This window comes from Paraglaciecola aestuariivivens, assembly GCF_052983255.1.
Genome location: NZ_JBRKBA010000004.1, coordinates 193,733 through 216,112, shown reverse-complemented (window position 1 = coordinate 216,112; position 22,380 = coordinate 193,733). Strand labels below are relative to the sequence as shown.

Below are 22,380 nucleotides of genomic sequence, written 5' to 3'. Positions count from 1 at the left end.
GGCTTTGTTAATCTAACTAACCCTTTAGCCTTGTATAGGATATTGATGCAAAATATAGCGCATTCCAAAAATCACAGCCTAGATGAAAAATACCTTATCAATCTTGCTCCGCAACAAGTGATAAAGCTGGCGGATGAGATAGTTAATAATAACCCGCCCAAAGAAGCTGCTGACGAACTTGAACGCTTAGTAAAAGTAATACCCGAACAAGCGCAGCTTTGGAAGATCCTCGAAAATTTATATTTAACCAACCAAGCAACAGCTAAAGCCCAGCAGGCCAGCCAACAATTTAACCTAATTACTGATTTTAACCAGAAACTCGAACAGGCTAATGCGAGATTTAATCAGGGCCAAATACAAGCCGCAGAGCATCAATGTCGTGAATTATTATCCCTTGTGCCAAACGAAATTCGCTGCTTAAGGTTAATGGCAAAAATATCATCAGCAGCCGGTAGACCTGACGTGCGCTTAGCTATTCTAAGCCATTGCGTGACAGAGCGACCCTTAGATTGCCAACTAGCGATTGAATATATTGATGCACTGATACAAACAAGCCAAGCCGCAAAAGCTTTAGATTACGCGCAAAAGCAGTGGCTTGAACACCCAGATAACATTGGCCTGTTAGCAGTAACAGCCAAAGCAGAAGTCAAAGTCGGCGATTACGCACAAGCTCAAAATAGCTATCAAAAATTACTCGCCCTTCAGCCAGACAACAGCCTAGGCATGTTACGTTTGGGCAACCTGTGTAAAATTCAAGGAAAGCTGCAAGAAGCGCTGAACTATTACCATCAGGCTTTAACCATTAACCCACAACTAGGCGAGGCCTATTGGAATTTAGCCAATACCAAAACTTACCGTTTTAGTGCGTTAGAAATTAGCAAGATGCGTGAACTTGCAAGCGGTAATAAGCTTGATCAACACAACCTAAGCTTAATTAATTTTGCTTTAGGCAAGGCCCTAGAAGACCAACAACACTATGCGCAAAGTTTTAGTTTTTACCAAACCGCCAATCAAATACTTGCTAAAGGTTCGAGTTACACCAAAAACAACAAAAATGCGGCCCTAAAACAGCATTTTAATTCAACATTGTTTGCTAATCGGCAAGTACCTAAAGCCAATGAAAATGAAGCGATTTTTATAGTAGGTTTACCTAGAAGTGGCTCAACCCTAGTGGAACAAATATTAGCCAGCCATTCGTTAATTGATGGCACTATGGAACTCACGGCTATGCCACAAATAGTGCATAGTTTAGATATTGGCAAAAATGCTTTGCCAGGGCAGTATCCGGCAGCTGTTGAGCAATTAACCCAGCCACAGCTTGAGCAGTTAGCACAAAGGTATTTAGATGCGGTCAGCCCCTTTAGACAAGGTGGCAAGTATTTTATCGATAAATTGCCAGCCAATTTTCAGCATATTGGCTTAATATGTTTGTTATTTCCTAAGGCTAAAATAATCGATGTGAGGCGCCACCCTATGGCGTGTAGCTGGAGCATTTATTCTCAGTTTTTTGCTTCAGGGGTGCCTTATGCTAATGATTTAAAAAGCATAGCTGAGCACTATAAAAACTACATTGAGTTAATGCAGCATTGGCATAGCGTGCTGCCCAACAACATTATGACTGTAAACTATGAAGATCTGATCAAGCAGTTTAAGCCCACAGTTGAAAAACTATTAGACTTTTGCCAAGTTGATTTTGAAGAGTCTTGTTTAAGTTACTTTACCAATACCCGCCCAGTTGCTACCCCAAGTGCAGAACAAGTTAGGCAAGCCCCCTATTTAAGCTCTTTAGAGCGCTGGCGCCACTTTGAAGCCTACCTAAGTCCCATACGCCAAGTACTTGGTCCCAATTTAGTTGACTAGTGATGCCAAACTAATGAGGTAAAATGCCTGCAAGTTGGGCTTGATAATGGCGCCATCGTCCAGACGAAGTGGAATACAAAGGTTTTCTTACTTGCCAAACACTTGCAGTTTTGACCTGATTGTTAAGTTGATGAAAGTTTAAACATGAGTCTGACCAATCTAATCCAATAAAAGACAACAGCTGTTCTATCTGCTCTTTCGGCTGACTAATTAACTCATCGTAATTGACTGTATAGATGTTCTGGCTAAAAAGTGTTTGCCAATGATTTTTCAGCTTAGTAATTTGGCTGTGATAATGCTGAATATGCTTAAGATCTGTAGCATAACTCATGGCACTACCTAAACGATGGAAGTAAATAGACAAATAATTATCTAAGGCTTCACGCTCGGTAAAAATAATCTTTGCCTTAGGAAATACCGCTAAAATCAAGCCCAGGTAAAATAGGTTATCAGGACGTTTATCTGTTATCAGTTTGGCCTGCGGATGGCGCTTTTTAAGGTAGCTCTGATAGTCCTTGGCCATATTTTGCCATTCAACTTGGGCTAGATTGTTTAACCCACTAGGAAAGGGACTTAACTCACCTTTAGCTTTTCTAACAAAATATTCAAGCTCGCCTCCCGCACTAACATTAGGATGCGAAGCCAATATTTGTTCTAATAAAGTGGAGCCTGAGCGAAACATGCCACAAATAAACACAGGCATGGCCGCCGACTGAGTTTTGTTTTGGCTAAGCCAAGAATTAGAAAAAAACCTGATGAGTTCATCTACATATTGTTCAAATTCAGTAGGAATATACTCAGGTAATAAGGTTTTATTTAGCTGATTAGCTTGCTGATAATAGTCGAACGCTTGTGAGTAATTTGCGCATCCATCCATGGCTTTACCTAGTGCAAATAACAGATCGGTTTTCACTGTTGCTGGCACAGCTTTATTCTGTATGGCGGTTTGCAATTTAGTAATAATAGGCGAGTCTTCAGAGCTAAACTCCTGAGCGTCGGCTAACCTAGCTAAAGCTTCAAAATGATTAGGCTCTAGCTGTAATATTTTATTAAATAACTCACATGCAGCTTGTTTATTTCCAGACTGCTCATTCAAGTTAGCTAAATTAAATAAAGCAGGTAAATAATTTTGATTTAGCACAAGGGCTTGTTCTAAATGCTGTTTAGCCAGCTTGGCAGCATTTAAGTGATCTGAATAAATCACCGCAATATTGACTAAAACTTCTTCTGGCTGACTTATTTTAAGGGATAGAGCGAGCTGGTATTGCTCTATGGCTTGGTCAAACTCTCCTGCATGGCGTAAATTAAAGCCATAATTATATCGCGCTTCAGAGTCATTAGGTGCTAAGGCTAAATACTGCTGGTAACAGTTTGCAGCTTCTACAAAGTCTTGTTGTTGTTGATATATATTGGCTAAATGGTCACACAGAGAGCGGTTATTAGGCTGGGCTAAAAATTCTGGTTTTAACAAGGCAACGGCTTTGGAATATTGCTGTGTATGGGTATAAATGTGCAGCAAGGCTCTATGTAAAATACTGGGCTGTACTTGTGGGTGGTCGGATAATTCTTTACAAAGTGATTCGGCTTCTACAAATTGTTGCTTATGTATTAACGCTTCTAATTGGCGTAATTGTTGGTTAATCATTTATCTATAAATTTAAAAAGACTATCTAGCTAAACTCTCACAAAAACACATAAAAAAACAGCGGGCTTGCCCGCTGTTTTTAATTTAATTATCTACTAATTAAAATCTGTAGGTTGCACTCGCATGCAAGTAACGACCTAAAGTATCGTAGAATCCAGCAACAGTGTTAGCGTTACTAGACAAGGTTCCACCAACCATAGGCGGCTCTTTATCAAGTACGTTATTCACACCAACCAACACACCTAAGTTTTCATTCACATCAAATGAAGCTTTAAGGTCTAAGTATGATTGGGCATCAATACCACCGTTATTAACTGTTAAGGTATCAGTTGATTCAAGGTTGTAACCAACATCACCATAATAACGCCATTTAGCGTCAACCGACCACCATTCACCAGTAGTATAAGTAACGCTTAAGCTATGACGCCATTCTGGCTGTGCGAAACAGTTAACACTCACTTCACCAGCACAATCGTACTTAGCAGAATCATCACCTGGGATAGGGTCATATTCTTTCTTAGTCATCAAAGTACCTACGAACTTAGCCGTAATAGTACCTTCACCTAACTCAGCTTCGTAGTTACCAGAAAAGTCAACACCCTGCCAGCGACGACCGGCTAAGTTAACATTGGTTGAACGTACGAAACCAGCAGTACCACGCCATAAGCTACCAGAGCCGGCACGTACTACGTTGTCACAGTATGCTGGGTCACCCGTTAAACCACACTGTTCAACAGTTAACTGAGAGCCTACTGCACCGATAACGTCATTAAGTTCGATATCCCAGTAATCCACTGACATAGCAAAGTTTTCAAATGGGTTAGCAGCTACACCAAAAGTATAAGTATCAGCAACTTCTGGTTGTAGATCTGGGTTACCACCAAACAAACCGTTATATTGGCTTGCAGGGCTTAACGCAATGTTACCGTATTGAGACGCAGTAACACCTGAGTTAGCACATTGTGCTGCAGTTTGAGCTGGAGTTTCACCGTCAGCAATGATACCGCCACATGGATCGGTACCGTTCCATAAACCAGTGTTCTGAGGTGCGAATAGCTCACCAACATTTGGCGCACGAACGGCACGGTTATAGCTGGCACGAACTTTAAAGTCATCCATTGGCTCGTAGTTAACACCAACTTTATAAGTAGATACGCCACCAGATGTATCATAGTCAGAATAACGATAACCAAGATCTAACACTAGGTTTTCAGCGCCATCAGCACCTTGGATCACAGGTACTTGTGCTTCAGCAAAAATTTCGTTAACGCTGTAGTCACCAACTATACTAGCTGTTGCACCACCTTGACCTAATAACAGACCACGTGCGAACACTTCATCTGATAAACGCTCAAACTCTTCTTTACGATGCTCCATACCAAATACAACTTGTACAGTATCTTCAGCACTTGGGAAGGCCATGCCTGTATCACCGCTCACATAAGCGTTTAAGATAGTATTGCTGGTTACACCGTTCAAAATTGCCACACCAGTTAGTGTTGCTGCAGCTTCAGGCGTTATACCATTAAAAGTGAACACTTCGTATGGTAAACAACCTGCTGTTGCCGCACATAAATCTGGGTCTAGGGCAGTAGCAATTCTTGGGGCGAAGAAGTCATTCAAATAAGCAGCCGAAGATGAAGAGCTACCATATTGGAAAGATGCATCATAGCTCCACATGTCGTTAATGTCGCCTTCAGAACCTAATACGATACGGAATGAATTATGCTCTAAGCTAGAAGCACGAGGGCCCCCTTCAACATTACGCTTACCGATATAAACCGAGAACTGGTCGTCCATAGTTAAGTTAAAACGATCCATCAACTGTTGACGTTGAGTATCATTTAATAATGGGTTTGAAACATCTAGGTTATATTGTTCTGCGAAGAATGTTCCAGACTCAGCGATTTGCGCTACAGTGCGGTCATTCATGTAGCTCACTTCCATATAAGGATTGAAGTGTTCATTTACTTCATAGTCAACAAAAGCACCAATTGAGAATCTTTCATCTGGACGCATAAAATGGTTTACCGGCGCGTAGTTATAACGCGTACCATCTTGAGGAATAAAGGCGCTGTTAGAGTCAATTGACCATAACTCATAATCGTCTTGAATACCTGTAGCTGGGTCGATATCACCGATAAAGAATGAAGGTATGATAGTGTTCAATGAACCACCACAAGAATTACCCGCATTGTTTAATGCACAAGAAGAGTAATCACGGGCTGCTTGACGAAGTTCATCGTTACGTCTCCAAGTGGCGTATGCTACTGCATGGCCTTTACCGTCAGCAAAGGTACCACCGGCTGTGAAATCGATGTTGTAACTCTTACCGTCGATACCACTATTTCCATCAGGATATTCAAAGTTTCTGGCATCCATTAGGCCTTGAATATAACTATTGTTATTGTTGTGCTGATAACCAGACGCACCAACAGTTAGCTCAATGCCTTCAAATTGATCGTCCATTACAAAGTTAACAACACCGGCTACCGCATCGGCACCATAAGTTGAAGAACCACCACCAGTTAACACTTCAACACGTTTAACTAGTGCAGCTGGAATTTGGTTAATGTCAGGCGATTGAGAATACACACCACCTGGCTGTAAACGACGACCGTTCACTAACACTAAGGTACGTGTTGGACCTAAACCACGTAAATCTAAGTTAGCCGTACCTGACGCACCATTAGAGATAAATGACGTTTGTCCCGCTTCGATTTGCGGTAAAGAGTTCATTAAATCTTCGATACGTGTAAAACCAGAAAGCTTAATTTCAACATCTGAAGTAACAGATACTGGGCTAGCACTTTCAAAGTTTTGAGATTTAATACGAGAACCGGTAACGGATATTTTTTCTACTGACTTTTCATTTTGTTCTGCGTCAGCGTCTTGTTGTGCATTAACAACATGAGATGCAAGCATAGCTGTTGAAGCAACACCCGCAGCCATAGCTAAACGAATTGACTTCGCCATTTTTGAATTTGTAAACATGTTTGTCTCCCTGGACATACTGTTAGTTGTATACGTCGTTAAAACGACTTGTATTTAATATCAGGCTAGTAGCCTTAATGTTGAAAAAGCGCGCAAAGCGATCACTTTTTGATCAACATGATTCCTAATATACACTAGCAAAAGGTTGGGTCAACAATATTGGCGGTGAACTTTTGATCAATCTAAATTTGTCAATAAGGCTTATCGCTGAAAAAGTAACAAAATATTTACAGACTCATAAAAACCTTTGAAATATATAATAAAAGTTAGCAAGCCTTAATGAAGTGAATATTCAATTAGGTGCTTTATTTAAATTATGTTTATAGTAACAACATAGCTAAATTAAAAAGGTCGAACGCAACTTATGAAACTAAACGATGATATCCACAATTATTACGAACAGCTGGTTTTAGAAAGGATAGAAAAATTAGGTTTAGCGCAAACTAACAGCGAAGATTATATTGCCGACCTTTGTTGTTTAGCCTTAAATCAAATTCCGCCTAGGTATATTAGGTTTGAAGTTGATATGTCTTTTTATATGCCACAAAACGAAAGGCAACAAATGCAAATGAATGTAGTGAATGCTGTTCAGCAAGCCATGAGTTATTTAGATCAAAATAAAGAGAGTGACGCTTGAAGTAGAATGGTGGTGCCCTTCCAGCCACACCTCGGCACATGAGTCGTTTGCTGCGGCTGCTCCCTTCCAGGCCTGACCGAGTTCACAAAGTATCATTGCGAGGGGACCGAAAGGTCACCATTGAAAAGCCTAACAAAAACAAAGTGCTATTTGTTAGAGCGGGCGCATTATGAACAAAGCTAATCCTATATGCAACCCACTTTTAATAGATTTTAATTATTGTCCAAAACGTTCTTCAGCAATTTGATTTGCCACTATGTTAGTCGCCACATTTTCTGCTTCTGCACGTTGGTAAATTTCTAATACTGTATCGTTAATTTTTTCAATATGAGCACGTAACTCAGCATCAGAACTATCAATAGTTTGATGATAGATATCAATTATACCACCAGCATTAATAACGTAATCTGGTGCGTACAAAATACCGCGTTCAACTAACAGCTGACCAAATTGCTCTTTTTCCAATTGATTATTTGCCGCTCCGGCTATCACTTTGGCTTTAAGTTTATTAATGGTGTCTTCGTTTAAAATAGCGCCCATTGCACAAGGAGCAAACACATCAACATCTAAACTGTAAATTTCATCTGGAGTCACGGCAGTCGCATTAAACTCTGCCACAGCTTTGTCAACATTTTCAGAATGAATATCAGTTACATACAGCTCAGCTCCACTTTCATGCAAATGTTTAGCTAACCTGTAGCCCACATGTCCTAATCCTTGGATCGCTACTCGAATGCCTTGCAAGTCTGAATTAAACACATGTTTAACTGAGGTTTTTAATCCAACAAATACACCATAAGCGGTAGAAGGAGCAGGATTACCATCTGCCGGCTCTGAATTGACATGATACTTAGCTTGAATGCCTGCCACATGCTGGGTTTCGCGCCCCATTATTTTGAGATCGTCAACTGTTAAGCCTGAATCTTCGGCACTGATATATTTACCCGACAAACTTTGCACAAACCTACCCATAGCTAACATTTTTTCCGGGCTTTTATCGGTACGAGGATTGCCTATAATCACGGCTTTACCACCACCTTGTTTAAGTCCAGCCATAGCTGCTTTGTAGGTCATGCCTTTAGATAATCTAAGCACATCTCTTAAGGCTTCTTCATCGTTCATATAAGGCCACATTCTGCATCCACCTAGAGCGTTACCTAGGTTTGAATTATGTACTGCTATTATGGCTTTTAACCCTGACGCTTTATCTTGAAAAAACGCCACATGTTCGTGGTCGTCAAATTCTGGGTGCTCAAATACTGACATGCTAAGATCTCGTTTATGCTTATAATAATGGGCATGATATATCAGTTGATATAGGACACTTATTGCGAATTAATTGGCAGCTAAAATAAGATTTTTGCATTTTTCGAAATTCAAATTAACAACTAGGATAAATATCCTCTTTTTTATCTTGAAAATGAATTAACTTTTCATCATGCTAGCGACTTCTATCTACCAGTTAACATTATCTTTATGAAACTTGATAAATTTGATCGTGAAATTTTGCGAGTCATGCAAAAAGATGCGACCGTTTCTATGGCCGATCTAAGCCAAAAAGTTGGATTATCTCATACCCCATGTTGGAGGCGAGTTAAGCGTTTAGAAGCAGAAAAAATCATTCTGCAAAAAGTCACCTTATTAGACAATAAAAAGCTAAACCTAGGGGTATCTGTATTTATTTATGTGACCCTAAAAAATCACGACGGCGAATCACTCAATGATTTTGAGAAAGCCGTTCAAAATATTGATGCCATAGTAGAGTGCCATACCACTAGCGGCGACAAAGACTATTTGCTTAAAGTGATAGTGGAAAGTATTGAAGAATACGAGCACCTGTTAAAAACCAAACTCACCAACCTACCTTTAGTTGACCACCTCAGTTCAACTTTTGCCCTTAAACAGGTAAAAAATACCACAGAATTACCAATTAAAAGCCTGTAAAAAGCCGCCTAACTAGCTTAGCTGGTTAGGCAATTTTTAAGGTTTTTTTATTGATCCCATATTCACGAAGTTTATTGGCGATAGCGGTATGACTTAAGCCTAACTTTTTGGCTAATTGTCTGGTACTTGGGTAATTAGGATAGAGGCGCATAAGAATATCTTTTTCAAAACGTTTCACTTCGTCATCTAAGCTGCCTTCAAACTCTTCTGAGACAAAACTAACAGTAGTAGAACAAGAAGGTAATTGAATATGTTCTTTGTCTAGTATGTTGCCCTCTAATAACGACACCGCTCGATATAAGGCATTGGCTAGTTGCCTCACATTGCCAGGCCAGGGATAAAGCTGCAAATAATCAATACAAGATTTACTTAACTTAGGCGCTTTGCGACCTAGTTTTAGGCTATGTTGTTTTACAAAACATTCGGCCAAGGTAATCACATCTGATTTACGTTCACGCAAAGGTGGTAAAACTAAACTTAGAGTATTTAAGCGGTAAAACAAATCTTCACGAAACAAACCTTCTTGCATGAGTTTGGCAAAATCTGCTTGGGTGGTGCAAATGATGCGCATATCTGCCTGACGCTCTTGAGTTTCCCCAAGACGACAAAATAGGTTAGTTTCTATTACTCGCAATAACTTCAATTGCAATTTTGCTGGCATATCGCCAATTTCATCTAAAAATAGGGTGCCACCTTGGCTTTCCTCTAATACTCCAGCTTTACCTTGTGGATACCGGCTATCACCTGCCCCACAGCCAAATAACTCTAGTTCAGCTAGGTCTTCAGGTATGGAAGCAAAATTTAACTTTGCAAAACTGGCTTCACTTCTGCGACTCGCCTCATGACAAGCTTTTGCCAAGACTTCTTTACCCGTTCCTGTTTCACCAAAAATAATCATGGGATCATCAAGCTCTGCCATTCGTTTGGCTTCTTTGATCACATTTTTCATTGCTTTGCTTTCTGCCTGAATAGAAATAAAACTATCCACACTGGCTTGATGAAAAACCGTTAATTGTTCGCCAAGTCGCATTTCTGACTTCAACATCAAGACTGCACCTGCAAAGTTTGCAGAGCCATCTGAATCAGGCACTAAAACCGGCAACATATCTAATAAATAGTCTTGTTCTAAAAATCGGATCCTATGGGCTACCGCTTGTGGCTTTTTGCTTTCTAACCAACGGGCAATATTAAACCCTTTAATTAACTCACAAATTTCGGTACCTAAAATATCGCTTTGCTCTACCTCTAAACCAGCGGTAACTGCTTCATTAACTAAAATGATCCTACCTTTTACATCTATAGAAAATACTGGATCAGGTAAGGTTTGTAATAATGCCTGTAATTGATATTGTTCACGCTCAATAGGCATAAAAGGGGTGGTTTTTACATCTTCAATACCATCAATCATGCGGATTTTTGGCATTAGGTGTTGAAAATCAGCAAATTCAATATTGGGAAAGTTTAAGAATATCTTTCCAGATTTATCAATTTCGATACCACGAAGGTCAATTTCGTGAGCCACTAAAATATCGAGTACGTCTTGAGCAATGCCTAAGCGATCTTGACAATTTACCTCTAAGCGCATTTACAACCTCGTAACCAGAACAAACAAAGAATATTGTAAAGATATTATTACAAATTAAGCAATGAGAACAGTTTTATTGCTTGGTAAATTTACCAAGCAATAAAAACTGAATTGAGGTAAGGATTTAAGTGAACTAGCTAAAGAGCTTAGCTAGCTTGTTTCACTTTTGGGGTAAATTTAGGTTCGAATAAACCTTTACTTCTGGCTTGGGCAACCAGCTCCATTATGTCCATTTCAGCAATATCGTATAACGAATCAAATGAAGACAATAAATAATAAATCGGCTGCATAATATCGATACGGTAAGGTGTGCGTAAGGCATCCAGTGGGTTCATTGGAAAATGTTCACACTCTGCTGATTCTAACGCATGTAAAGTTTCACCTGGTGAAGACAAGATCCCACCGCCGTAAATTCTGGTTCCTTGTTTGGTTTCTACCAATCCAAACTCAACCGTAAACCAATACAACCTAGCTAAAAATGCTCGCTCTTCTTTGCTTGCTGCATAGCCTAATTTACCGTAAGTATGAGTAAAGTGCGCAAAAGCCGGATTGGTTAATAACGGACAGTGACCAAATATTTCATGGAAAATATCTGGCTCTTGTAAGTAGTCAAACTCTTCTTCTGTACGAATAAAAGTCGCCACAGGAAACTGCTTGTTTGCCAGCAATTTAAAAAACGAATCAAAATTAATTAACGAAGGGACTTGCTTAACTTGCCAACCCGTTTCTCTGGCTAACACTTGATTAATTTCAGCAAGCTGAGGAATGCGATCTTCAGGCAAATCCAATAACTCTAAGCCATGCAAATATTCATCACAGGCACGACCTGTAATAATTTTCTTTTGACGTTTAACTAAATCTGCCCAAATTTTATTTTCTTTGGCGCTCCAATGAACTATGCCATTCTCATCCGGCTCATGGGAAACGTACTTGGTATTTTTTGACATTTGTTCACACTAAGTTGCTACTGCTTATGCACAAAAGTGTACTCATATTCACTGAAATCAAAAGGCTTTCGCCGCTGAAAAACGCCCTAAAAAGTGTAAAGATTAAGCTACAAAAAAATTCTTAACAGCGCGCTATTAAGCGCCAGCTATAGACTTTAGCTTAGGTGGTTACGTAGGTCAGAAAGCAATTGTTTGCTTAATTCAGACAGGCCAGGTTTAGGCTCTGATAACCAAGGAAAAGGCCGACTTTGATCTATGGCTTTTAAACCTAACCTAGCGGTAAGTACCCCTGCCCCCAGCCCTTGCGCTACTCTAGTAGAGAGTTTGCTAGTCACACTTGCACCTAGTGCATAATTACCGGCATCAGACAAAATTTCTGCCGCCCCTGCATACAACATATTATGCAAAATGTTTTTGATTAACCTGATCCTGGCCCAATACCCAAGCCGCAGTCCATAAATGCGACTTATTTGATTTAACATCAGAATATTTCGCCAAAGCACTATTAACATATCCACCAAAGCAAAAGGACTTAGCGCAATTAACACACTGGCCGCAGAGGCATGGCTTTTAATCTTTTGTAAGGCTTGTTTGTCAAGCTCAGCCATGACCTTATGTTCAAAAAGCGCCAAAACTTCACTATCTGTGTGATGTGACTCAAGGCTAGTGCTCCAGTCTTGCACCCAAGGTTTCGCCTGTTTTGGTAAGCTTTTTATCAGCTCAAGACAGTGTTGCTCAGCTCTGCCAATTACCTGTTTATTGGCCAGTTCACTTGATCTAGTTCTTAAGCTTTGTAGTTTTTTAAGCTCTGTTAAACTCTTTAATTCATAAAATCCCCAGCGCACTAACGCCAATATCGCGATAAACAAAATCACTAACCACAGCCCGGCCAACCAGTCTTGTTGGTTGATTGCGCTATACATAAACAAGCCCACTTCAAGCAAACTTGCCACCAGCACTAGCCCAACAACAGCCAGGCGCCATCTTGAGCTTTTTGCTGCTGGTTTGTGTGAATCAATAGGCTGATTATTTTGCGCTTGAGTCTCAAGAGTTGGCTCTATAGGGGTTAAACTAAGGGCTTGTTCATCTGTAATTTTTTGTGCGGGTTTAAGCTTCTCAGGCTGCAAAGGCTCTGCTTCAACTTCACTGTCAAACACATAAGCTTGTTTAATTTTGTTATTTTGTTGACTAGTGTTTTGATGCTCATTATTCATCTAAGTTTGTCTTCCAATAAAAAATCTAACACCTGATCCATTCTTATATGGGGTAAAACAGCTGGTGATGATAATAAAGGGGGTGAAAATTTCGGAAAGGCAAATTGTTGCTCCTGCCAAAACGCAGGTTTAGGACAGTTTTTTGGTACTTCTCCAGGAAATAACCTTATAGACTCGCCTAGGTGATTTCGCCCTTCTAACACTGGAATACTCTTACCTTCTAATGTTGCTAGGCTAGATTGTGAAGCGCGGATCGCCGAGATAGCGGTAGACTCTGTACCAACCCCTTCAAATTGCAGTTGTTTTCTGGACTCGTGCAACATGCTTTCTAATAATTTAACTAAATTCTCTTGTTGATCAGGAGTAATATGATCGGCCTTGCTGGCAGCAAAAACCAACTTATCGATTTTTGGCTGAAATAACCGATTTAGAATATTGGAACTGCCATATTCAAAGCTAGTCATGATCCAATCTAAGGCCTTTTGCAGATCCTGATAACTATCAAATCCTCGATTTAACGCCGATAAACAATCAACTAACACCACCTGACGATCAAAGTGTTTAAAATGCTCAGTATAAAAAGGCTTCACCACCTGTTTTTTATAATGTTCAAAACGCTGAATTAACAAGGCTAGATGACTACTTTCAGCGGGCTTTTCTAAATCAAGGGCATATTTCTCAATTAATGCCTGGGGAATAGGAAAAAAATGCAAAGCTGGCGCACCTGCTAATTCGCCAGGTAAAATAAAACGCCCAGGTTGCAGTAATTGAAAACCTTTAGCCTGACATTGAGTTAAATACTCAGTATATAGCTGGGCGATATGTTGCAGAGCCAGTTCGTCGCCTTGCGCAGTTAAATCAAGCTCTGATATATGTTTTAAAAAGTCTTGAGCCAAGGCGTTGCGTGTTGCATCTTGCCATTCTGCTTCACACTGTTTACACCACTGCGAATAGGTTAATTCTAATAAAGGTAAATCTAACAGCCACTCACCTGGGTAGTCGGTAATGTCTAAGGTTAAGGTGGCATCATGCTTAAACAACTTACCTAAGCCTGCTTGGCGCTTAAACTTTATTTTTAACCTAATTTGCGAAATGCCTGTGGTTGAACCTGGCCATTTGGGCTGTTCGGCGGTTAATTGTTGCATGGCATCTTCGTAAGCAAAGCGACTAAAGCTTAAATTAGGTTGAATATCGCGCTTAACCCCTACTAGTCGATTATCTCTGTGGATTGAGAAAAAGGGTAATTGGGCACCATGATTTGCCTCTAAAAGCTGGTTAACCAAAGACGTAATAAAAGCAGTTTTACCGCTACCGCTAAGCCCAGTAACAGCCAAGTTTACTTGTTGATCTAATAGCCGTGCGGCACTATCTGAAAGTTTTTGAGTAGTACGCTTAACTTTAGGGTGAGCTAAAAATGAATTCTGCATGAATGTTAGTTTAGTCTCTATAAAGGCAAAAACAGCCCATCCTTGCGCTGTATTTTGATAAGGGAATTATAATTTACTAATCTCTCGATTAAGCTGAAATTCTGAAGAGGTGACATAAGTTTCCATTTTTCTTAATCTTTCTTCGTTACTTTCAAAACGTTGTTTTATATCAAAAAAAGCTTGTTTAGGTGGTTCGCCTGCTTGCCAAATCTTTGACTTTACCACCACTTTCTCTGGCTCTTCTGGCACAGCATTATGCCATCCTTTGCCCATGCTTTTATGATCTTGAGTGCCATGCACAGAACTCTCGGCTTTAGTGCGACTGGCGTAGCCTTGTGGCTTTTTTTCTAAAATAAACCAAGCTGCGATATAACCTACAAAGAAAAAAGGCGGAGCAAGTAAGAAAAAGCCTGTTAAGGTTAAAATTCGTACTAACCAAAGCTCAATCCCAAAGTACTCTGCCAACCCAGCACAAACCCCAGCGATTTTTCCTTTACTGGGATCGCGATGTAAGGTGCCGTAAGTTTTCATACTTTGTTTCTCCACTCCGGTGCTTCGGCATCTAAAATGGCTTCAAGGGTATGGATCCTGTCGGCCATTTTATCTGCTCTGTCAGCTAACTCTTGTAAAGTAGAATATTCAGCTTCAGTTAGCCCTTGGTTGATCTGCTTTTTACTTCGGTAATGCATAATCAACCAAATAGGCGCCACAAATATCATAAAAATAATAATAGGCGCGACTATAATTCCAATTACATCTCCCACAATGACTCTCCTTTTATTCTGACTTTGTTATGATTTTTTTGCCGCACTTTTGCTTTTCATTTTTTTCTTTAATGCAGCTAATTCGTCATCGATTTCATCGTCTGACTCTAACTCGGCAAATTCATCAGCCAAAGTCTTCTTACCTAAATCATAAGCATCAACCTGAGATTCTAAATCATCAATTTTACGCTCATACTGCTCAAACCGTCCCATTGCAGCATCCACTTTGCCACTGTCTAAGGTTCTTTTTACTTCTAGCCTAGAACTCACTGTTTTTTGGCGAAGAATTATCGCTTTTTGACGAGTTTTAGCATCGGCTAATTTTTCTTGAAGTTGTCCCACTTCACTTTGCAATTTAGTAATTTGCTCATCTACTGCACTTAACTCTGCAGTTAAGGCTTTCACTTGCTCATCACATTTTTTCTTTTCTTGTAAAGCGGCACGGGCTAAATCTTCTCTATCTTTACTGATAGCCAATTCAGCTTTAGCTTTCCAATCTGTTGCCTCATTTTGCACTTTACTAATTTGTGCTGAAATTTCCTTTTTGCTCGCAAGGGTTTTAGCTGATGCAGAACGTACCTCTACTAAGGTATCTTCCATTTCCTGAATAATTAGGCGCACCATTTTTTCAGGATCTTCAGCCTTGTCTAAAATGGCATTGATATTTGAGTTCACTATGTCGGTGAAACGCGAAAAGATACCCATAATTTTTACCTCTTACTTGTAAATAACGGTTAAAATTGTTTTAACCCTATTAATGGTTTGTCTTGTTACTAGGTATTCAATAACTAGGCCAACATAACAATTTAACTAAATTACTGATTTTAAAGAAATAATAATTTACACCTGAGTTGGCGAGATCTACAATAATTAGTAAGTCGACTATAAGTTAGTCATTTAGACCATTATTTAAGGATATTGATGAGCCGTTTTCGCCAACAAGATAATTTGCTAGGCCACTCCAATAATTTTTTAGAAGTCCTTGAGCAAATTTCGCAAATTGCGCCGCTAAACAAACCCGTGTTAATCATTGGTGAGCGAGGAACAGGTAAAGAACTAGTGGCTGCCCGCTTGCACTTTTTATCTAAACGCTGGGAGCAAACCTATTTAAAATTAAATTGTGCAGCGTTAAATGAAAGCTTATTAGAAAGCGAACTCTTTGGGTATGAAGCAGGGGCGTTTACTGGTGCCGCTAAAAGACGCGAAGGTCGGTTTGAAACGGCGCACAACGGCACCTTGTTTTTAGATGAATTAGCCAATACTTCGGGAATGGTTCAAGAGAAGTTATTACGCGTTATCGAATATGGCGAATTTGAGCGTGTAGGTGGTTCACGTAGCGTTAAAGTAGACGTTAGACTCATTGCCGCCACCAATGAAGATTTGCCGGCTTTAGCAGACTCAGGTGAATTTAGGGCCGATTTATTAGACAGATTGGCTTTCGATGTTATTACTTTACCTCCTTTGCGCGAACGTAAAGAAGACATCATGATGTTAGCCGAACATTTTGCTATTAATATGGCCCGTGAACTGGATATGGAATTATTTAGTGGCTTTACCGAAAAAGCCAAACGCACATTATTAGAGTACCATTGGCCTGGGAATATTAGGGAGTTAAAGAATGTGGTAGAGCGTGCAGTATATCGCAGTAACAACCCTAACTTACCCGTACACAATATTATTTTAGACCCTTTTGAGTCCTCTTATCGTCCTAAAGCGCGCGTTAAAACCCAAGATAGAATTATAGAAGCCCAAAAACCTGCTGAGCCTGCTTCAGAAGCTCAAGCTGTTGCTGCGCCTACAACGCCCACCACAGTCACTGCCCCTAGTTTTGATTTTCCGGTTGATTTAAAAGAGTTATCGCAAAATTTTGAAATAGACTTGTTAAAACAGGCTTTATCAGACAGTCAATTTAATCAAAAGAAAACTGCAGACAAGTTAGGATTGACGTATCATCAACTTAGAGGTTATCTAAAGAAATATAATTTGTTAGAACAAACTAACGAAAGCTTGGATTAAATGAATTAAGTGAATATTTGTAATCAGCCAACTTTACCCTTTTTAGGCAAATGGTTATTTATGCTGACTTTGGGTCTTGGCCTGTCTGCTTGTGACAAATTACTTAAAGCCGAACATCACCCTAATCATATTGTTTACTGCTCTGAAGGCAGCCCAGCTAATTTTAATCCCCAATTAGATACGTCAGGCACCACAGGCGATGCATCTGCTCATCAAATTTATGATCGCCTAATCGACTTTGAACCTGACACTGGTAGTTTTGTGCCAGCATTAGCAACCAGTTGGATAATCAGTGACGACGGTAAAACTTATACTTTTCAATTAAGAAAAAATGTTTCCTTTCACCACACCCAAAATTTTACCCCCAGCCGTACCTTAAATGCCGATGATGTGGTGTTTAGTATAGATAGGTGGCGTTTACTTGATCACCCTTACCACACAGTTTCGGGTGGCCAATATCCCTATACCGACAGTTTAAAATTAGGGGATTTAATCAAAGATGTAAGGCGCGTAAATGGCTACAGGGTAGAAATTAATTTAAACAAACCCGAAAGCTCGTTTTTAGCCAATTTAGCCACGGATTTTGCGGTAATACTTTCAGCTGAGTACGGCCAAGTTTTACAAGAGCGCGGGCAAATGGGGTTAATTGATAATTTACCGGTTGGAACTGGCCCTTATCAGTTAGTGGAGTTTCGCCAAGACCACTTTATTCGTTATGCCAAACACCCAAAATATTGGAAAGAGATTGCCTTAGTAGATTCGCTCATTTTTGACATCACGCCATCAAGCTCACTCAGGTTAGCTAAATTAATTACCAGTGAATGTGATGCCATTGCTTTACCTGCCCATAGTGAGCTAGATGTTATTCGCCAACAGCCAAACTTAGTGCTGGATGAAAAACCCGGCTTTAATATAGGATTTTGGGCATTTAATACCTCTAAGCCCCCTTTTGATAACCCAGACGTACGCCGCGCCTTAGGCATGGCCATTGACCGAAACGCGTTAATTGAAGCCATTTATTTTAACAGTGCTATTACCGCTAAAAATATCGTTCCCCCTACCTCTTGGGCGTTTCAAAACGATGTAAAAACCTTAAGCTATAACCCAGTTGCGGCTAAAAAGTTGCTTAATGACAATGGTGTAGAAGATGGCTTTGTAATGAACATTTGGGCAATGCCAGTAGAAAGGGTGTACAACCCTAATGCACGCAAAATGGCAGAGTTAATTCAAGCCTATTTACAAGATGTAGGCATAACAGTAAATATCGTTAGCTACGAATGGTCGACTTTTAGGCAAAGGTTAAACCAAGGTTTACACGATTCGGTATTAATAGGTTGGTCTGCCGACAATGGTGATCCCGATAACTTTTATCGCCCCTTGTTATCTTGTGCCGCCATTGACTCAGGAACCAATCGCGCAATGTGGTGCTCACCCGAATATGACAGGTTAATTAACCAAGCATTAGAATTTGTTGAAATCAGCGAACGCGCGTACTTTTACGGTAAAGCCAACGACTTATTAGCAGAACAACTGCCTCTAATCCCCATTGCTCACGCCTCAAGATACCAAGCCTATAGAAGTGGACTGAGTGGTTTTGTCATCAACCCTTATGGTGGAGTGAGATTTGGCGGGGTGGAGAAACACTAATGTTAAATGTTTTGCTTCGTTATACCAACTTAGTGCTAATCACTTTATTTATTTTAAGTTTGTTATCTTTTTGTTTGGCCTATCTATTTCCGGGTATTCCAGCTGAGAATTTGACCGGTTTAAGAATCGACCACCAAGCACCTGCGCAAGGTCATGTCGAATATGCCGCCGAGAACGTTTTCTCTCAATATTGGTACTATATGAGCCAGTTGTTTGCTGGAGATTGGGGGTATAGTTTTAGCTCTGGCCTACCCTTATATGACGAAATTGGCCGCTACTTACCTGCCAGCATAGAATTAAGTGCCTATGCCCTTACCTTGTCGTTTTTATTTGGTCTGCCCTTAGGATTTTTAGCGGCACTACGCCACCATAAACTCACTGACTACAGTTTATTGACTGTCAGTGTTGTGGGGTATTCGATTCCTGTATTTTGGTTGGCCATCATTTTTATTTTATTTTTCTCGTTACAATTAGGCTGGTTCCCTTTATCAGGTCGTATTAGCCTAGTCTTTGAAGTTCCTAATCTAACAGGCTTTATTTTAATCGATATTTTGTTATCTGATTTACCCAATAAACAGCAAGCCTTTAATGATGCCCTTAGGCATTTGATTCTGCCTACCGCATCTATTGCAATAGTGACCACCACTTTAATATTGCGGATTTCAAGGCGTTCGTTAATTGAAACTCTTAATAGTGAATTTATTTTAGCGGCTTATGCACGTGGATTGACCCCAACTCAAATTTTGTTTCGCCATGGAATAAGAAATGCCATTATTCCTATCTTGCCGTTATTGGCCATGCAATTTCCAACTTTGTTAACTAACGCCATGATAGTTGAAAGTATTTTCTCTTGGCCTGGCATTGGTAACTGGCTCATTCAATCAATATATCAACAAGACTACCCAGCCATTAGAGCTGGTATGTTGGCAGTTTCTGCCTTAGTGGTGATATTTACCATGTCGATAGATTTAATGATTAGGTTAACTGATCCAAGACGTAGAAGGGCTGAACGTGCCTCAATATAGTTTATATCAAGAAGAACACCACCCTTCTCCACTGCAATTTACGTGGATGGAGTTCAAAGAAAACCATGTGGCTGTGGCAGGGTTATTCTGTTTCATGTTTTTTATCATTATTACGATATTTTGCCCGTTATTGGCGCCTTTTGATCCAAACATGCAACAAACCGCGGATTTATTAATTCCGCCAGCCTGGGATCCTAATGGCGGAATCACTCACTTATTTGGTACCGATGCTTTAGGTCGAGATCTATTATCTCGGGTGCTCTATGGATGCCGTATGACATTTGGTATTAGTTTGCTTTTGGTGATTACCGCTATGTTATTAGGGGTAAGCCTAGGTGCCTTAGCTGGCATGAGCAGAGGCTTTAGGTCGAGCTTTCTAAATCACACATTAGATTCAATCCAAGCCATACCTACTTTATTAATTGCCATTATTATTATTGCTATTTTGGGCCCAGGTTTAGTTAACAGTATGTGGGCCATTGCCTTGGCCTTGATCCCGCAGTTTGTTCACCAAACCCGTGATTTTATCAGGCGAGAATTATCTAAAGAGTATATTTTGGCGGCTAAGCTTGATGGTGCCAGTAAATTTCATATCTTTACCCGTAGCATCTTACCTAATATGGGAGAGTTATTAGTGGTGCAAGCTACCCTCGCCTTATCAGTCTCTATTCTAGACATCAGCGCCCTAGGTTTCCTTAAGTTAGGGGCGCAAGCGCCAGTGTCAGAATTAGGTGCAATGTTATGGGAAGGCATTGAAGTGGCCTATATTGCTCCTTGGAATATCGCCATTCCTGGTGGCGCACTATTTTTAATGATGGTTTCAATTAACCTAGTTGGCGATGGTCTGCGGTCTGCCTTAAGAAATAGGCTGCTACATTAATGATTTTACTGGATATTAAAAACCTCACCTTAGAAATTGACTTGTCTGGTAGTTGGGTAAAAGCCTTAGATAAAGTGAATTTAGTCATCCATGAAGGGCAAATTCATGCCTTAGTGGGTGAGTCTGGCTCAGGTAAAAGTTTAATAGTCAAAGCGATAGTTGGCGCCTTGCCTGTACGTTGGAAAATCACGGCCGATCGTATGACTTGGTTAGGACAAGATCTTCTGACTATGTCTGTCAAAGCAAGACGTAAACTCATCAGAAATGATATTTCTGTGATTTTTCAAAACCCAATAGATTCTTTAGACCCTTTATTAACTTTAGGCGAACAACTAAAAGAAATGCTGCCAGAAGAGCAATTTACGCAAAAATGGTTCTGGCAAAGGCGCGCCAAAAAACATGAAATGGCGATTAAGTTGTTGCACAAAGTGGGAATTAAAAATCATCAATTATGTTTAAGCAGTTACCCTCATCAAATTGCTAACGATATAGTGCAAAAGTTCATGGTGGCTATGGCATTGGCTTCCAATCCCAAAATTATTATTGCAGACGACCCCACCAAAGGCATGGAGGTCACGGCTAAAATTCAAATTCTTAAACTGTTAAATCGGGTGAATCAAGTAAGAAAAATGAGTGTGCTTTTTGTAAGCCATGATCTACAGGCTATTTCTGGTATTGCCAGTTACATGACGGTTTTATATTGTGGCCAATCAGTAGAAAGTGGTGAGCTTAACCAATTAAGAAAAAGAGCACTGCACCCTTATACTCAGGCTTTGTTAGATAGCGCCCCAAGCTTTAGAAAAGATCTACCACCTAAATCTAACTTAACCTCTTTAGGCGGCACAATACCCACATTGCATCATTTACCTATAGGCTGCAGACTCGGGCCTAGATGCCCAAGAGCAAGGCGTGAGTGTGTGGTAAAACCTCCTATTAGGCGCGTCCATAAACACTTTTATAGCTGCCATTTTCCATTACATTGGGATACCAAATAATGGACTTAATTAACGTAAAAGAATTGACCTTTAGTAATCAAACTCAGCCCTTATGGGGTAAGCCAGTTAGTAAGTTTAATTTAGGCCCTGTGAGTTTTAATTTAAAAGCCGGCGAAACGCTAGCCATAGTTGGCAATAATAGTTCTGGAAAATCCTTATTGGCCAAATTATTGGTTGGCTTAGAGCGACCCAAAAGCGGGGAAATTTTATTAAATGGTGAAGAAATAAGCGAAACCAAAATTAATAAACGCAGCCACGATATTAGAATGATTTTTCAAAATAGTAATGAATCCTTAAACCCAGGCTTAACCCTAGGCTCAATTTTACATGAGCCATTAAAACTTAATACCGAACTTAAATTAGCTGAGCGTATTGCTTTAATCGAATCCACTTTAAGACTAGTGGGATTAATGGCAGAACATCAATTTTTTTATCGGCATATGCTGTCAGATGGGCAAAAACAAAGGGTTGCCTTGGCTAGAGCGCTAATTCTTAACCCTAAAGTGATAGTGGCAGATGAACCTTTTGCTGCCTTAGATCCTTCGGTTCGTTCTCAAGCAGTGAATCTATTAATGAAACTTCAAAGAGATCTAGGATTAGGCTTTATTTTTATTAGCCATAACCTTGGCATAGTTAGGCACATTGCCGACAAGGTGATTATTATGAAAGACGGCCAAGTTGTTGAGTCTGGTAAAACCGATGTGCTTTTTACTTGGCCTAAACATGAGTACACGCAAAAATTAATGGACTCACATCAGGCCTTAGTTAACCGTCAAATTAGTTAGCTTTTATCATCCGCT

Annotated in this window: 19 protein-coding genes and 1 other RNA gene; 9 read left to right on the top strand and 11 right to left on the bottom strand. The window is 40.0% G+C overall.

The window, feature by feature from the left end:
• Positions 1-45: 45 nt before the first annotated feature.
• The gene (locus tag ACVCDT_RS07880) at positions 46-1,860 is read left to right on the top strand and encodes a tetratricopeptide repeat-containing sulfotransferase family protein (protein WP_447132221.1); all 1,815 of its coding nucleotides are present in this window, start codon (positions 46-48) and stop codon (positions 1,858-1,860) included.
• A 10-nt stretch (positions 1,861-1,870) separates the two neighbouring features.
• On the opposite strand, the gene ACVCDT_RS07875 is transcribed toward ACVCDT_RS07880, so the two are convergent.
• Both ACVCDT_RS07875 and ACVCDT_RS07870 read right to left on the bottom strand, forming a co-directional pair.
• The gene (locus tag ACVCDT_RS07875; RefSeq protein WP_447132220.1) at positions 1,871-3,505 is read right to left on the bottom strand and encodes a tetratricopeptide repeat-containing sulfotransferase family protein; all 1,635 of its coding nucleotides are present in this window, start codon (positions 3,503-3,505) and stop codon (positions 1,871-1,873) included.
• A gap of 99 nt (positions 3,506-3,604) precedes the next feature.
• Entirely contained in the window at positions 3,605-6,499 is a 2,895-nt protein-coding gene (locus ACVCDT_RS07870; protein WP_447132219.1) for a TonB-dependent receptor domain-containing protein, read from the bottom strand.
• A gap of 364 nt (positions 6,500-6,863) precedes the next feature.
• Between ACVCDT_RS07870 and ACVCDT_RS07865 the strand changes: the two genes are divergently transcribed.
• Positions 6,864-7,136, top strand: a complete 273-nt coding sequence (locus ACVCDT_RS07865; protein WP_447132218.1) for a late competence development ComFB family protein — start codon at positions 6,864-6,866, stop codon at positions 7,134-7,136.
• Between the two features lie 15 nt (positions 7,137-7,151).
• Here ACVCDT_RS07865 and ffs read toward each other — a convergent pair.
• Positions 7,152-7,248: signal recognition particle sRNA small type (gene ffs, locus ACVCDT_RS07860), an RNA gene on the bottom strand.
• 104 nt (positions 7,249-7,352) lie between these two features.
• A complete protein-coding gene (locus ACVCDT_RS07855; protein WP_447132217.1) occupies positions 7,353-8,402 on the bottom strand; it encodes a Glu/Leu/Phe/Val dehydrogenase dimerization domain-containing protein in 1,050 nt (349 codons plus the stop codon).
• Between the two features lie 210 nt (positions 8,403-8,612).
• Between ACVCDT_RS07855 and ACVCDT_RS07850 the strand changes: the two genes are divergently transcribed.
• A complete protein-coding gene (locus ACVCDT_RS07850) occupies positions 8,613-9,080 on the top strand; it encodes an Lrp/AsnC family transcriptional regulator (RefSeq protein ID WP_447132216.1) in 468 nt (155 codons plus the stop codon).
• Between the two features lie 25 nt (positions 9,081-9,105).
• Here the strand turns inward: ACVCDT_RS07850 and tyrR are convergent, their stop codons facing one another.
• From tyrR to pspA, 7 genes are all read right to left on the bottom strand, one after another.
• Positions 9,106-10,665 carry a transcriptional regulator TyrR gene (tyrR, locus tag ACVCDT_RS07845; RefSeq protein ID WP_447132215.1) on the bottom strand — a complete coding sequence of 520 codons (1,560 nt, stop codon included), beginning with the start codon at positions 10,663-10,665 and terminating at the stop codon, positions 9,106-9,108.
• 146 nt (positions 10,666-10,811) lie between these two features.
• Entirely contained in the window at positions 10,812-11,612 is an 801-nt protein-coding gene (gene phhA, locus ACVCDT_RS07840; protein ID WP_447132214.1) for a phenylalanine 4-monooxygenase, read from the bottom strand.
• A gap of 155 nt (positions 11,613-11,767) precedes the next feature.
• Complete coding sequence (locus ACVCDT_RS07835; RefSeq protein ID WP_447132213.1) at positions 11,768-12,826, bottom strand: YcjF family protein; 1,059 nt, start codon at positions 12,824-12,826, stop codon at positions 11,768-11,770.
• Positions 12,823-14,253 (bottom strand): YcjX family GTP-binding protein, encoded by a 1,431-nt coding sequence (locus tag ACVCDT_RS07830; RefSeq protein ID WP_447132212.1) that lies wholly within the window; start codon positions 14,251-14,253, stop codon positions 12,823-12,825. The genes ACVCDT_RS07835 and ACVCDT_RS07830 overlap by 4 nt, the downstream gene beginning before the upstream one ends.
• A gap of 66 nt (positions 14,254-14,319) precedes the next feature.
• Positions 14,320-14,784 (bottom strand): envelope stress response membrane protein PspC, encoded by a 465-nt coding sequence (pspC, locus tag ACVCDT_RS07825; protein ID WP_447132211.1) that lies wholly within the window; start codon positions 14,782-14,784, stop codon positions 14,320-14,322.
• Positions 14,781-15,017 (bottom strand): envelope stress response membrane protein PspB, encoded by a 237-nt coding sequence (pspB, locus tag ACVCDT_RS07820; RefSeq protein WP_447132210.1) that lies wholly within the window; start codon positions 15,015-15,017, stop codon positions 14,781-14,783. Before pspB ends, pspC begins: the two co-directional genes overlap by 4 nt.
• A 27-nt stretch (positions 15,018-15,044) precedes the next feature.
• Positions 15,045-15,722, bottom strand: coding sequence for a phage shock protein PspA (gene pspA / locus ACVCDT_RS07815; protein WP_447132209.1), 678 nt, complete (start codon positions 15,720-15,722; stop codon positions 15,045-15,047).
• A gap of 216 nt (positions 15,723-15,938) precedes the next feature.
• Between pspA and pspF the strand changes: the two genes are divergently transcribed.
• The 6 genes from pspF to ACVCDT_RS07785 are packed head-to-tail and all read left to right on the top strand — an operon-like array spanning position 15,939 to position 22,365.
• Entirely contained in the window at positions 15,939-17,033 is a 1,095-nt protein-coding gene (pspF, locus tag ACVCDT_RS07810; RefSeq protein WP_447132208.1) for a phage shock protein operon transcriptional activator, read from the top strand.
• 60 nt (positions 17,034-17,093) lie between these two features.
• Positions 17,094-18,680, top strand: coding sequence for an ABC transporter substrate-binding protein (locus tag ACVCDT_RS07805; protein ID WP_447132368.1), 1,587 nt, complete (start codon positions 17,094-17,096; stop codon positions 18,678-18,680).
• On the top strand, positions 18,680-19,705 hold the full coding sequence (locus tag ACVCDT_RS07800; RefSeq protein WP_447132207.1) for an ABC transporter permease: 1,026 nt from the start codon (positions 18,680-18,682) through the stop codon (positions 19,703-19,705). The genes ACVCDT_RS07805 and ACVCDT_RS07800 overlap by 1 nt, the downstream gene beginning before the upstream one ends.
• Entirely contained in the window at positions 19,692-20,585 is an 894-nt protein-coding gene (locus ACVCDT_RS07795) for an ABC transporter permease subunit (protein WP_447132206.1), read from the top strand. The genes ACVCDT_RS07800 and ACVCDT_RS07795 overlap by 14 nt, the downstream gene beginning before the upstream one ends.
• On the top strand, positions 20,585-21,580 hold the full coding sequence (locus tag ACVCDT_RS07790; protein ID WP_447132205.1) for an oligopeptide/dipeptide ABC transporter ATP-binding protein: 996 nt from the start codon (positions 20,585-20,587) through the stop codon (positions 21,578-21,580). The genes ACVCDT_RS07795 and ACVCDT_RS07790 overlap by 1 nt, the downstream gene beginning before the upstream one ends.
• A complete protein-coding gene (locus ACVCDT_RS07785) occupies positions 21,580-22,365 on the top strand; it encodes an ATP-binding cassette domain-containing protein (protein WP_447132204.1) in 786 nt (261 codons plus the stop codon). Before ACVCDT_RS07790 ends, ACVCDT_RS07785 begins: the two co-directional genes overlap by 1 nt.
• Positions 22,366-22,380 lie beyond the last annotated feature (15 nt).